This window comes from Variovorax glucosi, from assembly GCF_051216695.1.
GTDB lineage: Bacteria > Pseudomonadota > Gammaproteobacteria > Burkholderiales > Burkholderiaceae_C > Variovorax.
This window is the reverse complement of the sequence record NZ_JBPJZE010000003.1, coordinates 255,302-274,714: the sequence shown is the minus strand read 5'-3', so window position 1 is coordinate 274,714 and position 19,413 is coordinate 255,302. Positions and strand designations below refer to the sequence as shown.

14 protein-coding genes are annotated in these 19,413 nt (G+C 66.5%); 8 read left to right on the top strand and 6 right to left on the bottom strand.

Features of this window, described 5'->3' with window-relative positions:
• Positions 1-30 precede the first annotated feature (30 nt).
• The gene (locus tag ACSFA3_RS16030) at positions 31-546 is read left to right on the top strand and encodes a hypothetical protein (RefSeq protein WP_435506475.1); all 516 of its coding nucleotides are present in this window, start codon (positions 31-33) and stop codon (positions 544-546) included.
• A gap of 36 nt (positions 547-582) precedes the next feature.
• On the opposite strand, the gene mltA is transcribed toward ACSFA3_RS16030, so the two are convergent.
• On the bottom strand, positions 583-1,737 hold the full coding sequence (gene mltA / locus ACSFA3_RS16025; RefSeq protein ID WP_435506474.1) for a murein transglycosylase A: 1,155 nt from the start codon (positions 1,735-1,737) through the stop codon (positions 583-585).
• Here mltA and ACSFA3_RS16020 point away from each other — a divergent pair.
• A complete protein-coding gene (locus ACSFA3_RS16020; protein WP_435506473.1) occupies positions 1,736-1,903 on the top strand; it encodes a hypothetical protein in 168 nt (55 codons plus the stop codon). The genes mltA and ACSFA3_RS16020 overlap by 2 nt on opposite strands.
• 238 nt (positions 1,904-2,141) lie before the next feature.
• Positions 2,142-2,780 carry a YiaD family glycine zipper/OmpA-like lipoprotein gene (locus ACSFA3_RS16015; protein WP_435506472.1) on the top strand — a complete coding sequence of 213 codons (639 nt, stop codon included), beginning with the start codon at positions 2,142-2,144 and terminating at the stop codon, positions 2,778-2,780.
• A gap of 100 nt (positions 2,781-2,880) precedes the next feature.
• Here ACSFA3_RS16015 and ACSFA3_RS16010 read toward each other — a convergent pair whose 3' ends face one another.
• From ACSFA3_RS16010 to ACSFA3_RS15995, 4 genes are read right to left on the bottom strand one after another with little or no spacing between them, the layout of a single operon-like run.
• The gene (locus ACSFA3_RS16010; protein WP_435506471.1) at positions 2,881-3,507 is read right to left on the bottom strand and encodes a response regulator transcription factor; all 627 of its coding nucleotides are present in this window, start codon (positions 3,505-3,507) and stop codon (positions 2,881-2,883) included.
• Positions 3,508-3,520: 13 nt separating this feature from the next.
• Entirely contained in the window at positions 3,521-5,728 is a 2,208-nt protein-coding gene (locus tag ACSFA3_RS16005) for a two-component system sensor histidine kinase NtrB (protein ID WP_435506470.1), read from the bottom strand.
• Position 5,729: 1 nt separating this feature from the next.
• Entirely contained in the window at positions 5,730-6,545 is an 816-nt protein-coding gene (locus tag ACSFA3_RS16000) for a carbon-nitrogen hydrolase family protein (RefSeq protein ID WP_435506469.1), read from the bottom strand.
• On the bottom strand, positions 6,542-10,702 hold the full coding sequence (locus ACSFA3_RS15995; RefSeq protein ID WP_435506468.1) for a YhdP family protein: 4,161 nt from the start codon (positions 10,700-10,702) through the stop codon (positions 6,542-6,544). The genes ACSFA3_RS16000 and ACSFA3_RS15995 overlap by 4 nt, the downstream gene beginning before the upstream one ends.
• A 25-nt stretch (positions 10,703-10,727) precedes the next feature.
• On the opposite strand from ACSFA3_RS15995, the gene glnE reads away from it, so the two are divergent.
• Both glnE and ACSFA3_RS15985 read left to right on the top strand, forming a co-directional pair.
• Positions 10,728-13,496 carry a bifunctional [glutamate--ammonia ligase]-adenylyl-L-tyrosine phosphorylase/[glutamate--ammonia-ligase] adenylyltransferase gene (gene glnE / locus ACSFA3_RS15990; protein ID WP_435506467.1) on the top strand — a complete coding sequence of 923 codons (2,769 nt, stop codon included), beginning with the start codon at positions 10,728-10,730 and terminating at the stop codon, positions 13,494-13,496.
• Positions 13,489-14,610, top strand: a complete 1,122-nt coding sequence (locus tag ACSFA3_RS15985; protein WP_435506466.1) for a septal ring lytic transglycosylase RlpA family protein — start codon at positions 13,489-13,491, stop codon at positions 14,608-14,610. The genes glnE and ACSFA3_RS15985 overlap by 8 nt, the downstream gene beginning before the upstream one ends.
• 25 nt (positions 14,611-14,635) lie before the next feature.
• On the opposite strand, the gene ACSFA3_RS15980 is transcribed toward ACSFA3_RS15985, so the two are convergent.
• Positions 14,636-15,493 (bottom strand): ferritin family protein, encoded by an 858-nt coding sequence (locus ACSFA3_RS15980; protein ID WP_435506465.1) that lies wholly within the window; start codon positions 15,491-15,493, stop codon positions 14,636-14,638.
• A 571-nt stretch (positions 15,494-16,064) separates the two neighbouring features.
• On the opposite strand from ACSFA3_RS15980, the gene yajC reads away from it, so the two are divergent.
• From yajC to secF, 3 genes are all read left to right on the top strand, one after another.
• Positions 16,065-16,403 (top strand): preprotein translocase subunit YajC, encoded by a 339-nt coding sequence (gene yajC, locus ACSFA3_RS15975; RefSeq protein ID WP_435506464.1) that lies wholly within the window; start codon positions 16,065-16,067, stop codon positions 16,401-16,403.
• Positions 16,404-16,517: 114 nt separating this feature from the next.
• The gene (gene secD / locus ACSFA3_RS15970) at positions 16,518-18,443 is read left to right on the top strand and encodes a protein translocase subunit SecD (protein WP_435506463.1); all 1,926 of its coding nucleotides are present in this window, start codon (positions 16,518-16,520) and stop codon (positions 18,441-18,443) included.
• Between the two features lie 15 nt (positions 18,444-18,458).
• Positions 18,459-19,412, top strand: a complete 954-nt coding sequence (gene secF, locus ACSFA3_RS15965; RefSeq protein WP_435506462.1) for a protein translocase subunit SecF — start codon at positions 18,459-18,461, stop codon at positions 19,410-19,412.
• The last annotated feature ends 1 nt before the right edge of the window (position 19,413 follow it).

The window sequence follows — 19,413 nt, the reverse complement described above, 5'->3', positions numbered from 1 at the left end:
CGCCCCACGTACAGATTTTGAAAGAAACGCATGGTCCAGAACATCTCGACACCCCTCGGCTTCAGAAGTCTCCCCATCGACAAGAACGGGGCTTCGAAACCTGCCCCGCCGCTTTCAACGCCATCGACACGCAGTTTCGTTCGCGCAGGCGGTAACGGCATCAAGAGCGCGCCGGTGCCTCACAGCACCTCGGTACATGCCTCGCAGGATGCGGAAGCGAAGAAGATTCAGGCGCTTTTCATGCAGATGAATCCGGGCAAGTCTCACAGCGTCCACGCCGCTCAATTCATGCTCAATGGAAAGCCGGCCACGATCAGCGGGACCAAGGACGAGCTGACCATCACCAGCGAAGGTTTCGAGATAAAGATCGACCACGGCGAACTCTCCAGCGTGAAGGGAATTCCCGGCAGTCTGCAGTGCTATCGCACGCTGCTCGAACTCGACAATGCCCTGCAGCATCACAACGGCCTGGATGGCGTCTGGCCGAAGACGGCAGGCAGAGCGACGACAACCGATACGCCAGGGGCGGCGCGGGCGAGGAGCTGAAGCGGCCAGGCCGCTCGCACCTCTGCGTTCACATCTCTATCTGGGCCACAACGCCCAGAGCCGCAATGGCTGGTTCACCGTGGCGGCGAGCCGGCCGGCCTCCAGTCCGGTGCCGGCGAAATAGTCGGCGCGCACTGCGCCGAGGATGGCGCTGCCGGTGTCCTGTGCGACCACCAGTTTCTGCAACTGCACCGTTGGCCCTGGCGAAGCGAGCCAGACCGGCGTGCCGTACGGAATGCTGTCCCGGTCGACGGCGATCGAGCGGCCGGCCGTCAGCGGAACGCCCTGCGCGCCGCGCGGCCCCGAAGATGCATCGATCTCGCTGATCGTTTCCTCGCGGAAGAAGACGAAGCGCGGGTTGCTCCACATCAGCTGTTGCACCCGCTGCGGATTCTGCGCGACCCAGGCCTTGGTGTCGTCCGGCCAGCGACTGACACGACCGGCACCCTGGCTGACGAGCCATGCCTGGATGCTGCGGTAAGGCTGTTCGTTGGTGGCTGCGTAGGCCACGCGGATCACGCGCTGCGAGCCGTCATGTTCGGTGATGCGCAGCCGCCCGGAACCCTGGATGTGCAACATCATGGCGTCGACCGGATCGGACATCCAGGCAATCTCGCGTCCGCGCATGGCGGCTTGCGCCTCGGGCAGGGTCTCGATCTGCTGGCGCGTGAACCAGACACGACGCGGTGCCAGGCCTTCCGGCACGGCGTAGAGCGGCACATTGAATTGCGCGGTCGGGCGTCGCGTGGCGTCGTAGATCGGCTCGTAGTAGCTGGTGAGCTGACCGTCGTTCTGGCCGGTGAGCGACTCGACGCGGTACGGCTGCAGGCGCTGCATCATCCACTGGCGCTGCACCGATTCATCGGCGATGGCGAGACGGCGGACATCCTGGCAAAGCGGGGCGAAGGCAGCGTTGGGACGACCGCAGTTCGACACCATCGCCGACCAGCCTTCGTGCGTGGCGTCGTCCGCGAAGCCAGGCAGCTCGGACCAGTCGACGGGAACCCAGCGACTCTTGGGATGGGTGAGCGATCCGGTCAGCGGGCCGAGCACCGGTGGCGCGGCGTTGGGGGAGAGCGGGGTGGTGCTCGCACCGGTCGACAGGTCCGGCGTGCGCGTACCTGTCGAGCAGCCGGCCAGCGTTGCTACGATCGCCAGCCCGGCCAGCCACCAACGGAGTCCTTTGTTCATGGGTCTGATTTTGCTTGAAGCGCTCGGCGCTCTTCTGGTGCTGGCGCTGATCGTCTGGTGGACGATGTTCTCGGGACGCAAAGGCGGCGAGATGGACGCCACGGAAGCCGATGAGCAGGCCGACGGCAAATCCAGCAAGCCGAACGATCGGTCGTCGCGCCGCTGATCTTCGCGTTTTCCCTGTCGGGCAAGACCGCGAGGTCGCGTGGGCTGGAAAGTAGCTTGCTATATAAAACGGAGCGCCCGACCATTACTGAACAAAGCTTTCCAGAGGGAGTGAACTTTTTCATTCAGGGCTCGGAGCGACTTTCGAACGTATGCGCAAACGCTTGTCGACGGGATAATGAAAGACGTGCCACGGCCCTGCCGCGGCGTTCGTCAATTTCGACAGAAGGGATCTTTCCATGAAAAAACTCGTACTCTCCACCGCCGCTCTGGCCGTCTTCCTCACCGGTTGCGCCGGCATGACCGATACGCAGCGCAACACCGGCATCGGCGCAGGCGCCGGCGCATTGGGCGGCGCGGCCATCGGCGCGGTGACCGGCGGTCGTGCCGGAACCGGTGCCGCGATCGGTGCCGGCGTCGGCGCGCTGGGCGGCTACCTGTGGTCGCAGCGCATGGAAAACCAGAAGCGCGAAATGGAAGCCGCAACTCGCGGTACCGGCATTGCCGTGACGCAGACGGCCAACAACGAACTGAAGCTGGCGATCCCGAGCGACGTTTCCTTCGACACCGGCCGCTCGGCCATCAAGTCGAACTTCGCGCCGGTGCTCGACCAGTTCGCAAACGGCTTGCGCAACAATCCGCGCGCGGACGTACGGATCATCGGCCACACCGACAGCACTGGCAGCGATGCGATCAACAACCCGTTGTCGGTCGATCGTGCGGCTTCGACCCGCGACTACCTGATCGCACGCGGCGTTCCGTCCACAGCATTCCGCATCGAAGGCCGCGGTTCGCGCGAGTCGATCGCCGACAACGGCAGCGACAGCGGCCGTGCGCAAAACCGTCGCGTCGAAATCTACGTCGGCGAGAGAAGCTAAACCCCCAGGCTTGCGCGCTTCGCGAGGCCGCCAACCCCCTTGCAGGGGGGAGACGCCTGCGGTCCGGCAAAGCCGGTCCTGCGGTGTCTTTGAAAAATTCTCAGAGTCCTCTGAGCAGGTTGGCCAGTTCCACGGCCGACTTCACTTCCATCTTTTCGAACACGCGCGCGCGGTGGACCTCCACCGTACGCACGCTGATCGCAAGCTGATCGGCGATCAGTTTGTTGGGCAGGCCTTCGACCACCAGCCGCATCACGTCGCGCTCGCGATCGGTCAGTTCGGAGATTCGTTTTCGCAATACGTCTCGCTCGGACCGTGCCCGCACGGCGCGCAATGATGCGCCGAGCGCTCTCTCGATACGGTCGACCAATGCGTTGTCGGAGAACGGTTTTTCACAGAAGTCGAAAGCACCGCGCTTGACCGTTTCGACAGCCGTCGGCACATCGGCATGGCCCGTGAGGAAGATGACCGGCATCGCGTCCAGCAGTCCGCGTTCGGCCAGTCGGTCGAACAGCACCAACCCGCTGGTTCCGGGCATGCGCACATCCAGCAGCAGGACATGAGGCTGCGCCGGAAGCGGCGTTTCGGCCAGATAGGCCTCGAACGAATCGGCGCTGCCGAAATGCTCGCTCGCCAGCCGACGCGAGCGCAGCAGCCAAGCGAGCGCTTCGCGGACATGGGCGTCGTCGTCGACGATGAAGACAAGGCCATCGATCAGGGGTTGCATATCGGCAATATTCTCAGGCGATCGGCAGGGTGAAGCGGAACACCGTTCCGCGTGGGCGGTTCGGTTCGAACATCAGCGCACCGCCGTGCTGCTCGACCACGGTGCGGCACAGGCTCAGGCCGAGGCCCATGCCGTCGGCACGGGTGGTGAAGAACGGCGTGAAGAGGCGTTCGGCGACGTCTGCTCCGATTCCGCTGCCGACGTCGGCGACCGAAAACTCGAGCCAGCGCCGCGCGTCGCTCCCGGTGGCAGGCGCCGCACCGATTCCGCCACCGGCCCGCACGGCGCGCAAGATCAGCACGCGCTCGCGCAGTTCGGGCATGTCCATGGCCTGCATTGCGTTGCGCGCCAGGTTCAGCAGGACCTGCTCGACCAGCGTGCGGTCGCACAACACCGCCGGCAGGCTGGCGTCGAGAGAGATATCGATACGCACGCCCAGCTTTCGCGCCTGCAGTCGCACCAGCGGCAGCACGGCGTCGAACAGCACCTGCGGCGCCACCGCCTCGCGCGTGCGGTCGCGGCGGCGGACGAAGTCGTGCACGCTGCGGATCACCTGCCCGGCGCGGTCGGCCTGTTCGGCGATCCGGCGCACGGCCATCGCGACCTGCGCGCGATCGTCGTCGGCGTCTTCGCTGGATGTGCCTTGTCCGCCCTGCAGGAGGTTCAGCGATCCGTTGGCATAGCTGGCGATGGCGGCGAGCGGCTGCGTGAGCTCATGGCTGAGCAGCGAGGCCATTTCGCCGACCGTCGCCAGACGCGCGCTGGCCTGCAGGCGTTCCTGGCTGGCGCGCGAGATTTCCTCGATGCGGCGCTGCTCGGCAATGTCGATGAAGGCGCTCATCCAGCCGGTCTGCACGCCGTGCGCGTTGATCAGCGGCGCCTCGAAGATCAGCACCGGAAACCGCGTGCCGTCCTTGCGCATGAAGACCGATTCGAAGCCTTCGCGCGGCGGCATGCCGCCGGCCAGGCGCAGCGTCTGGCGTTTTTCGTACTCGTGCGCAAGCTCGGTCGGCCAATAGGGCGCGTCGCCGGCGCCGGAGGTCAGCAGCTCGCTGGGGCCGAAACCCACCATCTCGCAGAAAGCAGGATTGACGTAGGTGATGCGGCCCTGCAGATCGCGTGCGCGCAGGCCGGTGATGACCGAATCTTCCATCGCCTTGCGGAATGCGAGCGTGTCGGCAAGTTCGTTCTCGGCGCGCAGGCGGCGGCGTGTGTCGCGCGCCAGCAGCACCAGAACCGACACCAGCGCGATCGACACCGCCGTGACCAGGGCGGTCAGCAGGTTGGGAAACACGTCGGGCGCGCCGCGCCAGCCGTCGACGCGCAACAGCAGCGTGTTGCCCGGCAGCTCCAGCGTCTGGCGTGCTGTGAAGACGCGGCTTCCGCTGCGCCGCGCGATGCCGACCGATGCCAGCCGCGTGCCGTCGGTTTCGGTCAGCGACACTTCCTGGCCGCGCCGCAGCGTCGGCGTCACGAGTTCGCTCAGGATGTCCCGCAAGGCGTAAGTCGCCACCAGGTGGCCGCCGCCGGTCATCGGCACGCAAAGTTCCATCACCTCGATGCCGCTGCCTTCCGGCAACAATACGTAATGACTCTGCGAATACGCCGGACCGCCGAGCGAGCGTGCAGACGTGCAGGCCATGACCGCATCGGACTGCGCGACGTATCCGCTGCCCGGGAAGGACGCGAAGGGTGGCGCGGATTCCGCCGGTTGCACCACGGCTGGAGTCGGAGCCGGCGGGACGGGAAGGGGCGATAGCGACGGCCCCAGTGCCGACGCCGCGGGTGCGGGCAGCGCTGCCGGACGCGGCACGCGCTGGATGCGGTAGGGCGTGTCGGCGGCGACGACGGTGCGCATGTTGCCGTCGCGCCATTCGAGCCGCTGCCACTCGCGATGCCCGCGCAGCAATGCTGCGGCTTCCGCCGGCCAGCGGTCGCGGTCCAGGCCGTTGCCCTGCAGCGAACCCAGGCTCTGTGCATTGCGTTGAAGTGCGGCGCGAAGGTCGGCTGCCGCATCCGCTGTGTCGCGCTCCAGCGCTTCCTGCACCTGCTCGGCCTCGTGCCGGCCGGCAAGCCAGATGACCGTGCCGAGCAACACCAGGACCAGCACCGCCAGCACGACCCATAGAAACCACCGCTGCCAGACCGAGCGCAGGCTGAGGAACGCCTGTCCTCCGATGCCTATGGCGATCCGTGCCGGCAGGGGTTCGCGTTCCGGCACGTCAGAGGACGATGTGCGAAAGCGCAGGCAGTTGCGCGCGCGACGCCGCCGTCTTGCCGGCATCGAGGTCGAACAGCACCACGCCCTCGCCTTCGGCCTGCTGCGCGACCACCGTGCCCCACGGGTCGACGACCAGCGACTGGCCCCAGGTCCGGCGGCCGTTCTCGTGCGTGCCGCCCTGCGCGGGAGCCACCACCCACGCCAGGTTCTCGATCGCCCGTGCCCGCAGCAGCACTTCCCAATGCGCGGCGCCGGTGGTGTGCGTGAACGCGCTGGGCACCAGCAGCAACTCCGCGCCTTGCCGGGCCAGCGCACGGTAGAGCTCCGGGAAACGCAGGTCGTAGCAGACCGACATGCCGATGCGCCAGACGTGCCCGTCGCGCGACGGCAGGTCGAACACCACCGGCGTGTCGCCGCGCGCGATGGTGCGGCCCTCGTCGTAGCGCTCGCGGCCGTTGTCGAAGAAGAACAGATGGATCTTGTTGTAGCGCGCCACGCACTCGCCCTGGGGCGAATAGGCGAACGAGGTGTTGAAGACATGTGCGGCATCACCCGCATCCACGGGCAGCGTGCCGCCGACGATCCACAGCCCGAATTCGCGCGCCGCGTCGGCGAGGAAACGTTGCACCACACCGTCGCCCGGCGTCTCGCGCAGCGCGAGCTTGTCGGTGTCGCGGGTGCCCAGCGCACAGAAGTATTCGGGCAGCACGGCGAGTTCGGTACCGCCGGCTGCGGCTTCGGCCAGAAGCATTCGGGCGCGTGCCAGGTTGGCATCGCGGGCGATGGCGGAAACCATCTGGATGGCGGCGACTTTCATGACGATGCGTCCTTGCCGGTTGTTCGCGGCACCTTGGTGATGTTGGGGTCGGTCCAGGTGCCGTCGATCTGGAATTCCTGCGTTCCGGCCGCCGACAGCGGCTTGCTCAGCAGCCATTGGGCCAGGAAAGTGCCCAGCCCGATCGCGGGATTGATCGCGGTCGCCACCAGCGCGGCGGTGCCGGCATTGATCTGCGGCACCACCACGACGCGAAGATTCTGCGTTTCCTTGGCGACATCGGCCACGCCGTCCATCAGGACCGCGGCGTTGACGCCCTTCATCTGCAGGTTGTTGGTGCTGGCGCGCCCGTCGACGATCTTCACGTCGCCGCGCACGAAGTCGAAAGCGAAGCCCTCGCTGAACAGGTCGCGGAAATCCAGCGTCAGCCGACGCGGCAGCGCCTGCAGGCTGAGCACGCCCAGCAGCTTGGCGAGACCCGGATCGGCCTTCAGGAACTGGCCGCTGCCGACGTCGACGTGCAGTTGGCCACCGAGCGTCGGATAGTCGAGCGACAGCGGCGAACCGCGCCAGTCGACGTCGCCCTCCAGACGTCCGCGGCCGTGGCGGATCACGTCCTTCATGCCGAAGCGCGCCAGCAGCGCACCGGCGTCGGCCATGTCGAGCTTGAAGCTCATCGCGGTGCTGCGCGGATCTCTTGCGCCGTTGCCATTGCCGTTCAGCCCGACCGCCCAGCTGCCCTGCGCCGTGAAACTGGCCTCCGGCATGGTGAACGCGAGCTTGTCGAGTCGCCATTCGCGCCGCGCGCCGCCGCGGTTGATGGCGACGATCTCGGCGCGGCCGAGGTGCTTGCCCAGCAGTTCGAACTCGTCGATCACGATGTCCAGTGCCGGCAGGGCGCCCGGCTGCTCGTCGAGCAGCGACTCGACGCTGCCGGCCTCGCTCGGAGCGATGCGAAGACGCGCAAGTCGCGCATAGATGCGGCCGGCCTGCGACGTGCTGTATTCGGCATAGCCGCTGAGTTCGCTGGCATCGATGTTCGCCCGCCACAGCGCGCCTTCGCGCGAGCCGCCCATCACGACATCGTGCAGCGTGCGCCCGCCACCGATGCCGAGCGCCTTCGCGCGCACGGCGATCTGCGTCGGCAGGTAGTCGGAAGCGCTGCCTGTGCCTGTTTTCGCCGTTCCGGTCGCCTCGCCGAACAGGGCCTGCCAGGCTGCGATGTCGAACTGGCCCAACTGCAGGTTCGCTTGCACGCCGCTGTCGGGCAGCGACGGCGATTCGCCTGCCGGTACGCCGACGCCGATCGCACCGCGAAGCACGCGCGTGCTCGCTGTCGAAACGTCGCGCACGTAGTTCGCCGATGCCACGTCGCCGAGCGAGAGGATCAGCTCGTCCTGCATGCCCGGCACGGTGCCGGCCGCGCGGGATTCACGCAGCACCAATTTGCGTTCGATGCGCAGCGGCAATGCCGTGTCGGCCGGCTTGGCCAGCGGCGCCGGCAAAGTCAATCCGAGCCCCTGCAGGCTGCTGGTGACAGCGAATTCCGGCTCGCCGTCGCGCATCGACAGCGCCGCCGCGTAGGTCGTGTCGCCGGTGGCCCGCAACGCGAGCGGTTGCAGCCAGACGATCTCCTGCGCCGCACGCATGCCATCGGCGGTGATGTTTCCCTGCGCGCTGAAATTGAGGTCGTGGCCGGCCGTGCCGTACTTCCCGTGGCCCTCGACACGCATCTCGCCGCCGATCATGCGGCCCTGGACGCCGGCCAGCGAAAAGCCGGTTTCCGTGAAATTCAACATGCCGCGGACCTGGGAAAGGGTCGGCGCCTCGGGTGCGAGCTGGACCTGATTGCCGGCCAGCGTCACGCCGGCCTTCACCAGCGCCTTTTCCGGTGTCTCGAGCGGCACGCTCAGGCGCAGCGCGTAGTCGGCATCGCCCGTCGCGCGCACCTTGCGGACGGCGTCGGCCGCTTCGCCGAGCAGCGGTGCACCGGCCGCGAGCAGCTCGGAGACCGGTCCACGGGCCTGCGCATCGACTTCCAGCACCGGCGCGTGGTGCGACAGATCGGCGATCTTCACGTCGGCCCGTGCCACCTCGATCCCCGGCGCGCCGGCGATGCGGCCTCGCGCATTACGCACCTGCATGCCGGCGCGTTCGAAGACCAGTTCGCCGCTGACGCCGGTGAGGCCGGGCCACGGCAGCGTCTTGCCGCTCGCGATCATCGACGGCGTGGCCGGCGAATAGCCTGCGTCGACGACCTTGGCAGCGATCCGGAAATCGCCGTCGCGCGGGTCCATGAAGGGCATGTCGTGCAGGTCGCCGCGCACCTTGAAGTCGACCACGCTGGCCGTGCCGCGCGTGACGCTTTCGCGGACGTAATCGCGGGTGTGCAGCGGAATGTCGAGCGGAAGGTAGCGGTGGACGCGCATTCCGTTGGCTCGACTCAGTTGGCCGCTGAGGTCGAGCACGCCGGGAAAGCGCGACTTGCCGCGCGACGTGGCCGGGTCGCTGGTGCGCCAGGTTGCCTGCAGTTCGCCGCTGGCATCCGCATTGGCGAAGCCGAGTTTCGACACCTGCACCTGCACCTTGTCGCCGTCGAGCTTCCAGGTCAGCTGGGCCGACAGCCGGTCGATCGGGACCGTCGGCTCTTCGAAGATGCCGGGAAAATCCAGCGCGCCTTGTGCAATGGCCAGCTTCGCAGAACCGCCGGCCTGGGTGGCCTCGAAATCGACGAAAGCGCCGCGCAGGCCCGGCATGCCGATCGCCATCCGGTGGCGCACCGAATCGGCTGGAAGCACGGCGAGCAGCGAAGCCGGCACCGGCGTGCCGGCGACGACAGCCGCCGCAGCAGCCACCGCTGCCGCGCTGGCAGGCTGCGAAGCCACGCTCAGCCCGGTGACCTTGCCGCGCGCCCGGTAACTCTGCGGCGTGTCGGCCGGCCCCTGCCAGCCGGCGTCGATGTTCTCGACCACGCCGCGCGGTGCGTAGGCCGACAGCGCGGCGTGTGCCTTGTCGCCCAGCGGCAGCCGGCCGGCGATCAGCGCCAGCGCGGCGAGATCGAGCCGGTCGGCCTTCAGTTCGCCACGCTCCGGCGCCACAGGTCTCGCCGCATTGCCGGTGCGGCGTACATCGGCCGGCGTGTGCCTGAACCACAGGTTGCCGCCGGGCCAGCGCAATCCGTCGGCGGCCGTGAACTGGAGATCGGTGGTCGAGAACTCCAGCGTTTCCGGTCCGTTGGCTGCGTCGTCGCGCTTGCCGGCCAGGCGTCCGGTCACTGCGCTCAACACCAGCGGATCGAGTTCGGCGCCGAGCGACGCGTCGACCCGGTCCAGCGCCAGATCGACCGCGCCGCCTACGACTCGGCCCTTGCGCACGTCGGCCCAGGCGCGCAGCCCGCCGCCGGCTGCACGGATACGGGCGTCGACGCTCACGTAGTCGCCGAGACGCCGCACGTCGATGCGGGGAAGTTCGGTGTAGATCTCGCCGTTCCAGGTCGCCCAGTTGCCGCTGCGCACCGAAAGCAGCGGCTGGCGAAAGCGGCCGCGCACCGTGAAGCGCTCGCCCCAGCCGGCGGGCGGCGTGGCGTCGAGGCGCATGGTGTGGCGCCGCGTGCCGTTGCGCGCGACGAAGCGCACGTCGGAAAGCAGCAGCGGTTCGGCCTTGCGGCGCTCGTCGGTCCAGCGGACGGTGCCGTGCTCGATCACGAGTTCGCGCTGTGCGAAGAACCAGTCGGCGGCGCTGGATTCCCCGCTGGTTTCCGTGGACATCGCCAGGCCCGCGACGTGCAGCTTGCCGAGCGCATCCATGCGCACGTCCAGCTGCGGACGCTCTACATAGAGCTGCTCGAAACTCAGCCGCCAGATCGAGCGCGGAGAAACGCTGGCGACGATGCGTTCGAGTCGCAAAGCCTCACGCTGCCGGTCGTCCTGCAGCACGACGCCGCGCAGTTCGAAAGTCGGGAAGATGCCATCGGAGCGGGCGTCGATCGATGCAATGCGCACCGGCACGCCGATGACGCGGGAAGCCTGGGTTTCCAGCAGGGAACGGTATTCGCCGATTCGCGGCACAATCCAGCCGTGTAGGACAGCGACCGACAGACCGAACAAAATCCATGCGGCGATCAGCAAACCCAGCAGCCAGCGCGCGGTCACGGCGGTTATCTTGAGCAGCCGTGAAGGTTGGGTCGCCGGTTCGTTCATTGAGGATCGTGCTGTGTCAGGAATTATGACCCCCAGCCTTCCGACGGGTTCCCCCGTCGACCTTTCAGCGCCCTCGGGCCATTCGCGCTTCGTGCAGCGCCTTCGCCGCCGTTATGCAAGCGATCTGAACCTTCTCGCCGAAGGTGCGCCGCGCCGCGCCGCCATGGTCGCTACCTACGACCTGCTGCGCGCGCGCGGGGATGGCGTGGGCGACGCGTTGCGCATCGTCCGCCAGCTGGTGATGGAGCGATTGGCCACGCTCGACTGCGACCTTCGGGCGCCGCTGGAAGTCGTGACCATCGCCTGCACCGAACTGGCGGAGTTCGCGCTCGATGTCGCCTGTCGCGAGAGCTGCGCCGAACTCGACGAGCGCCACGGCGCACCTGTCGGCGTCGACGGCGAGCGCGCCCAGATCTGGATCGTCGGCATGGGCAAGCTCGGCGGTCGCGAACTCAACGTGTCGAGCGACATCGACCTGATCTATCTCTACGACCAGGATGGCGAAACCGCCGGCAACGCGGCCGGCCGCAACCGCATCTCCAATCAGGAATACTTCGCGCTGGCCGTCAAGCGTATCTATGCGCTGGTCGGCGAGACGACCGAGCACGGCTTCGTCTTCCGGGTCGACCTGGCGCTGCGCCCGAACGGCAATTCCGGCCCGAGCGTGGTGTCGATCGACGCGCTGGAAGAGTATCTGCAGGTGCAGGGCCGCGAATGGGAGCGCTTTGCCTGGATGAAGAGCCGCGTGGTGGCGCCGCAGTCGGTGATCGACAGCGGCTCGGCACAGGCGCTGCGCGGCGTGGTGCTGCCGTTCGTTTTCCGTCGCTACCTCGACTACAGCGTGTTCGATGCGCTGCGCAACCTGCACCGGCAGATCCGCGAACAGGCCGCGCGCCGCAGCGCCGGACGGCCGGAGCGGGCCAACGACGTCAAGCTGTCGCGCGGCGGCATCCGCGAGATCGAGTTCACCGTGCAGCTGCTGCAGGTGGTGCGCGGCGGGCAGTTTCCCGAACTGCGCACGCGGCGCACGCTCGACGCGCTGCAGCGGCTGGCTGGCGACGGCCTGATGCCGCAGGAAGCCGCCGACGCGCTGGCCTCGGCATACGAATTCCTGCGCCGCGTCGAGCACCGCATCCAGTATCTCGACGATCAGCAGACGCATGTGCTGCCGGTCGACGACGCCGATGTGCGCTGGATCGCGCTGACGATGGGCTATCCGGATTGCTGCGCTTTCCTGGCGCAACTCGACACGCACCGTGAATTCGTCGCCCAGGAGTTCGACAAGCTGCTCGGCGGCAAGCCGAAGTGCGTCGGCTGCAATGCCGGTGCATCCGCGCGCCCCGCCGTACCGCCGACCGATCTGGAAGACCTGATCGCCCGCCTGCCGCCGGCATTCGCCAAACGCGTCGTGCAGTGGCGCGGCAATCCGCGCATCCTCGCCCTGCGCGACGACACGCGCGCGCGGCTCCGGCAGCTCGTTCAGCGTACCGGCGCCTGGGTTCGCAGCGCCGCCGAAGAGACGGAAGGCGACGCGGAGGAAGCGATCGCGCACCGCACCGAAGCGGCCCTTCGCTGGGCCGACTGGATCGAGCCATTGCTTCGGCGCGAAAGCTATCTGGCGCTGCTGGTCGAGCGGCCGGCGGTGCAGGACCGGCTGCTTCAATTGCTCGGCGCGGCACGCTGGCCGGCGCGCTATCTGGTGCAGCATCCGGGCGTGATCGACGAGCTCGCCAGCGACGAGATGCTGGAGGGCCGTTTCGATGCCGAGGAATTCGAACAGGAACTCGAAAGCCGCATCGGCTCGCTGCGCCGCACCGGCGAGGACGACGAAGAACGCCTGCTGAATCTGCTGCGCCATGCCCACCATGCCGAGCTGTTCCGCACGCTGGCCCGCGACGTCGATCACCGCATCACCGTCGAGCAGGTGGCCGACGATCTGAGCGCGCTGGCTGACACGGTGCTGCGCGTGACGGCGCGCTGGTGCTGGCAGCACGTGCGCAATCCGCATCGCGTGCTGCCGCAGTTCGCCATCGTCGGCTACGGGAAGCTCGGCGGCAAAGAGCTGGGCTACGGCAGCGACCTCGACATCGTGTTCGTCTACGAAGACGACGACGAGCGTGCAGGTGAGGTCTATGCGGCCTATGTGCGGAGGCTGATTTCCTGGCTGTCGGTGAAGACGCGCGAGGGCGACCTGTTCGAGATCGACACCGCGTTGCGTCCCAACGGCAGTTCCGGCCTGCTGGCGACCAGTTTTGCCGCCTATGAGAAGTACCAGCTCGGTCGCGGCGGCAATACGGCCTGGACCTGGGAGCACCAGGCCATGACACGCGCGCGCTTCGTGCTCGGTAGCGAATCGCTCGAACACCGCTTCGACGCCGTGCGCGAAGCGGTCGTCACCGCACCGCGAGACCGTGAAGCGCTCAAGGGCGAGATCGTCGCGATGCGCGACAAGGTGCGCGCGGCGCATCCGGTGAAGGCGGGGCGTTTCGACGTCAAGCACAGCCCGGGCGGCATGGTCGACGCCGAATTCGCGGTGCAGTTCCTGGTGCTGTCCCAGTCGCATGCGCATCCGGAACTGGTGCCGAACGTCGGCAATATCGCGCTGCTGCTGCGCGCCGAAGCCGCCGGCCTGTTGCCGCCAGGCGTCGGTCGCGACGCGGCGGCGGCCTATCGCGAGCTGCGCCGCGTGCAGCACCGCGCGCGCCTGAACGAAGACCCGACGTACGTGCTGCTGCCGGTACTGGCCCATGAGCGCGAGGCGATGCTGGCGCTCTGGAAGGCGGCCTTTGCCTGAGGCGCCGTTGCGTTGCGCAGCCGGCTGGGCGCTTTGTGCTGCGGCTATCGCGCTGGCCGGCTGCGCGAGCGGTCCGAAGGGCGGAAGCTCGGGTGGTCGCGACGGACCCGGCGCGAATCCGCCATCGGGCCTGAATCAGACGCCCGATGCCGAGCCGCGCATCGAGCCCGTCCGCAGCAGCGGTGGCACCAGCAAGCCGTACACGGTGCTGGGCCGCAGTTATGTGCCGATCACGGACGACAGGGCGGTGCGCGAAAGCGGGCTCGCCTCCTGGTACGGGCGCAAGTTTCACAGCCAGTCGACGGCCAGCGGCGAGCCCTACGACATGTACGCCATGACGGCCGCGCACAAGACGCTGCCGCTCCCGAGCTACGTCCGCGTGCGCAATCCGGCGAACGGGCGCGAAGTCATCGTGCGGGTGAACGACCGCGGCCCGTTCCACGACGATCGCGTGATCGATCTGAGCTACACCGCTGCGCTGCGGCTCGATCTGTTGCGCGGCGTGGCGCCGGTGGAGATCGAGCGGATCACGAACGACGACATCCGGGCGGGAACGTGGCGACGCGGCGGCGGCGACACGATGCTGGCTGCGGCGCCGTTGCCCGCGCCGGTTGCCGTGCCGATGCCGTCAGTCGAAGTGCCTTCCGCGCTGACGACGCGTACAGCCGGCCAAACCGCATCGGCTTTCACAACGCCGGCATCGCCGCAGCCGAGGATCATGGTCGCCGAACTTCCGCCGATGATGAACGAGCCTGCGCCGCCCGCTCCGCCCCCTCCTGTGTCGAGCAAGCAAGACGATCCGTGGGCGGATGCCGCGTTGGTGAATCCGGCGTCGGCTGCGCAACCGACTCCATCCGCATTTCAGGCACCGGAACCGGTTGCCGGCTATTGGGTCCAGCTGGGCGCTTTCCGGGAGCGCGACGGTGCGGAAGGGTTGCGCGTCAAAGCGGCGTCGGGCATGCCGGCGCTCTCTTCGCAACTGCGGGTATTCAGCGAGGGTGGTACCAACCGGTTGCAGGTCGGTCCATTCATGTCGCGCGATGCGGCGCTCGGTGCGGTGTCGCAGGTGCGCGACACGCTGGGAATTGCGCCGATGGTCGTCGAGCGGCGCTGAACGCAGTTCGACCGATCCTTGGCGCTCAGGCGCCCTGGTATTCCGGCTTGGGGCCGATCGACGCAGCCAGTTCCTTGCGGTACTTGTTGAGTTCCTGAACCGTCTTGAAACTGCGGTCCATCAGGAGACTCAGGTTGTGCAGGATGCGCTCGCCGACCTTGGTCTCCCAGGCTGCGTCGAACTTGATCTGGTTGTCGAGCCAGTGCTCGAGCCAGTCCGGGTCCGGCATGCGGCTCTGGATGGTGTCGTTCGGGAACAGCGCCTTGCTGACGTGCAGGTTGGTCGGGTGCAGCGCCTGCGCCGTACGACGTGCGCTCGCCATGAGAACGCCGACCTTGGTGAATGCGGCACGGGCTTCGTCGCCGAACTTTTCCATGGCCCGCTTCATGTAGCGCAGGTAGGCGCCGCCGTGTCGGGCTTCGTCCTGGCTCAGGGTGGTGTAGATGTGCTTGATGACCGGCTCGGTATGCCATTCGGCGGCACGGCGATACCAGTGGTTCAGGCGAATCTCGCCGCAGAAATGCAGCATCAGGGTTTCGAGCGGCGGTGCCGGGTCGAAATCGAAGCGGATGTCGTGCAGTTCCTGTTCGGTAGGCACGTGTTGCGGGCTGTAGCGCTTGAGGTATTCCATCAGCACCAGCGAGTGCTTCTGTTCCTCGAAGAACCAGATCGACATGAAAGCGGAGAAATCGCTGTCGTGCCGGTTGTCTCGAAGGAACATCTCCGTGGCCGGCAGCGCCGCCCACTCGGTGATGGCGTTCATCTTGATGGTCTGTGCCTGTTCTTCCGACAGCTTGGTGCCATCGAACGATTGCCAGGGGATGTCCTTGTCCATGTCCCAACGGACGGATTCGAGTTGTCTGAAGAGTTCCGGGTAGAGCATGGGCGTCTTTCTAGGCTGGCGACATTTCCGCCGCATTGATACGGATTGTGTACGGTGAATATGACCCGATGGATGCATGGTTCCCGATGGCAACGCGTGCCAAGTAGGCGTCAGCGTACTTCGCTTTATGAAAATCGGAAGCGTTTTCCTTCGTCCGATAAGGGTTTGCGGACCCTGTTGCCAGATTCATCTGGTCACAAATTCGCCTGCGCGGCCGGGGAACCGCTTTTCCGAAACCACGCTCTCAACGGCTCGGATCCACGAATCCAGAACGGTTTACATGTTGCGAGGTCTTTCGGGCGCATGCCGCCCGGTCGAAATCCCGGAGCGACTCTCCTCCTCCTCCCTCCTCCTTCGTGACGGGGCACCTCGCAACATTTTTATATTCCCGAGCCCGCAAATCCCCAACAGCCTTGCCGGGTTAGCCGCCGAAGGCGCGCACCTCGCCGAATACAATGCCCGGTGCTCGCGCGGCCCACGGTCGTGCAGAGTGGCTGCATCCTGCGGCTGAAACGTGCGGATCCACTTCCGATTCCCCACGCCTACTTCTCTCTTCTGCTGGAGACATCTCTTGTTCATTTCCTCTGCTTTCGCCCAGGCCGCACCGGCTGCCGCCACTTCGACGGGTGGCGATCTCATGTCATCGCTGGGCGGCATGCTGCCGCTGGTGCTCATGTTCGTGGTGCTCTATTTCGTCATGATCCGCCCGCAAATGAAGCGCCAGAAAGAAGCGCGCGCCATGATCGAGGCGCTGGCAAAGGGCGATGAAGTCGCGACGTCCGGCGGCATGCTTGGTCGCATCACTTCTTTGGGCGACCAGTATCTGGGCCTCGAAATCGCCAATGGCGTGGAAATCAAGGTCCAGCGCACGTCGGTCATCCAGGTGCTGCCCAAAGGCGCTATCAAATAATGCTCGCCCCCAGGCTGCGCGGCACTTCGTGTCCGCTCCGCCTACCCCCTACCGGGGGCAACACCAGCGGCCTGGCAAAGCCAGTTCCGCGGTGTTTCTCGAACAGGTGAATCAATGAATCGTTACCCGGTCTGGAAGTACGCGATCCTCGTGATCGTGCTGCTGGTGGGGCTCGTCTATGCCCTGCCGAATTTCTTCGGCGAGGCGCCGGCGGTACAGGTTTCGTCGGCCAAGGCGGCCGGCAAGATCGACGCTGCGATGCAGACCCGCGTGGCGGAGGCGCTCAAGGCCGGCGGTTTGACGCCGGACGTGCTGACGCTCGACGCAGGCTCGGTCCGTGCCCGCTTCACGTCCACCGACGATCAGCTCAAGGCGCGCGACGTGCTTCAGCGCGCGCTGGTGCCCGACGCCAACGACCCGAGCTATGTCGTGGCGCTGAATCTGGTTTCGCGCTCGCCGGCCTGGCTGACTGCGCTGCACGCGTCGCCGATGTACCTGGGCCTGGACCTGCGCGGCGGCGTCGATTTCCTGCTGCAGGTCGACATGAAGGGCGCCATCGACAAGCGCGCCGAATCCTTCGCCAGCGACCTGCGTACCGCCTTGCGCGACAAGAACATCCGCGGCAGCGCGGTCAACCGGAACGGCCAGACCATCGAGGTCAGCTTTCGCGATGCCGCGGCTCTAGAAGCAGCCAAACGCCTGGTCCAGGACCAGTTTCCCGACCTGAGCACCACCGACAGCCAGCAGGGCAGCGACTTCCGGATGGTCGCGTCGATCAAGCCTGAAGCGGCGCGCCGCCTTCAGGACGCGGCGCTCAAGCAGAACATCACCACGCTGCACAACCGGATCAACGAACTCGGCGTCGCCGAGCCGGTGATCCAGCAGCAAGGCCTCGATCGCATCGTCGTGCAGCTTCCGGGCGTGCAGGACACGGCCAAGGCAAAGGACATCCTCGGACGTACCGCGACGCTCGAGATGCGCATGGTCGACGAGACGACCGAAGGTCGCGCCGCCGAACTCGGCACCGGCCCGGTGCCCTTCGGTTCGGAAAAATTCCTCGATCGCGAAGGTCGCCCGGTCATCGTCAAGAAGCAGGTGCTGGTCACCGGCGAGAACCTGACCGATGCGCAGCCCGGTTTCGACTCGCAGACCCAGCAGCCCAAGGTCGACCTGACGATGGATGCCAAGGGCGGCCGAATCATGCGCGACGTGAGCCGCGACAATTTCCGCAAGCGCATGGCGATGCTGATCTTCGAGAAGGGCAAGGGCGAAGTGCTCACGGCGCCGTCGATCAACGGCGAACTCGGCAACCGGTTCCAGATTTCCGGTTCGATGAACGTGGTCGAAGCCAACGATCTGGCGCTGCTGCTGCGCGCCGGTTCGCTGGCCGCTCCGATGGAAATCATCCAGGAACGGACCATCGGCCCAAGCCTGGGCGCAGACAACATCGAAAAGGGTTTCAAGAGCGTCATGTACGGCTTCCTCGCCATCATGGTGTTCATGTGCCTGTATTACGCGCTGTTCGGCTTGTTCTCGTCGATCGCGCTGGCTGTCAACCTGATGCTGCTGGTCGCGATCCTGTCGATGCTCCAGGCCACGCTGACGCTGCCCGGCATCGCCGCCATGGCGCTGGCTATCGGCGTCGCCATCGACTCGAACGTGCTGATCAACGAGCGCGTGCGCGAAGAACTGCGCAACGGCGCTTCGCCGCAGGCGGCCATCCACGCCGGCTACGAACGAGCCTGGGGCACCATCCTCGACTCCAACGTGACCACGCTGATCGCCGGTATCGCGCTGCTGGCCTTCGGTTCGGGTCCGGTGCGCGGCTTCGCGGTGGTGCACTGCATCGGCATCGTGACCTCGATGTTCTCGGCGGTGTTCTTCTCGCGCGGCCTGGTGAACTTCTGGTACGGCGGCAAGAAGAAGCTCAAGAGCGTGTCGATCGGCACCGTCTGGCGGCCAAAGACCGATCCTGTGAATGCCGTCGATGCCGTCGATGTTGTCGCCGCAGACAGCACGGCCGTGGCCAAAGCGAAATAAGGGGCGAGCGCCACCATGGAATTCTTCCGCATCCACAAGACCATTCCGTTCATGCGCCACGCCGTGGTGCTGAACATCGTTTCCTTCGCCACTTTTGCGCTGGCGGTGTTTTTCCTGTTCCACCGCGGATTGCATCTTTCGGTGGAATTCACCGGCGGCACGGTGATGGAAGTCGCCTACCAGCAGTCGGTCGACGTCGGCCAGGTACGCGAAACCATCGGCAAATTGGGCTATGCCGAAGTGCAGGTGCAGAATTTCGGCACATCGCGCGACGTGCAGATCCGCCTGCCGGTGCAGAAGGGCCAGACCTCGGCCCAGCAGAGCGTCCAGGTGATGGACGCGCTCAAGGCGGTCGATCCGACGGCCACCCTGCGCGGCAATGAGTTCGTCGGTCCGCAGGTCGGCGAGGAGCTGACGACCAACGGCCTCAAGGCGCTCGGCATGGTGGTCGTCGGCATCATGATCTACCTGGCATTCCGTTTCGAGTGGAAGTTCGCGCTGGCCACGGTTTTCGCCAACCTGCACGACGTGATCATCATCCTGGGCTTCTTCGCCTTCTTCCAGTGGGAGTTCTCGCTGGCGGTGCTGGCGGCCGTGCTGGCGGTGCTGGGGTATTCGGTCAATGAATCGGTGGTGATCTTCGACCGCGTGCGGGAGAACTTCCGTCGTTTCCGGAAGATGGACACGCGCGAAGTCATCGACAGCGCCATCACCTCGACCATCAGCCGGACCATCATCACCCACGGCTCGACGCAACTGGTGGTGCTGTCGATGTTCTTCTTCGGCGGCCCGACGCTGCATTACTTCGCGCTGGCGCTCACCATCGGCATCTGCTTCGGCATCTATTCGTCGTGTTTCGTGGCTGCGGCGATCGCGATGTGGCTCGGCATCAAGCGCGAGGACCTGATCAAGGTGCCGGTCAAGCGCGACGGCGACCCGGACGACCCGAACGCCGGCGCTACCGTCTGAC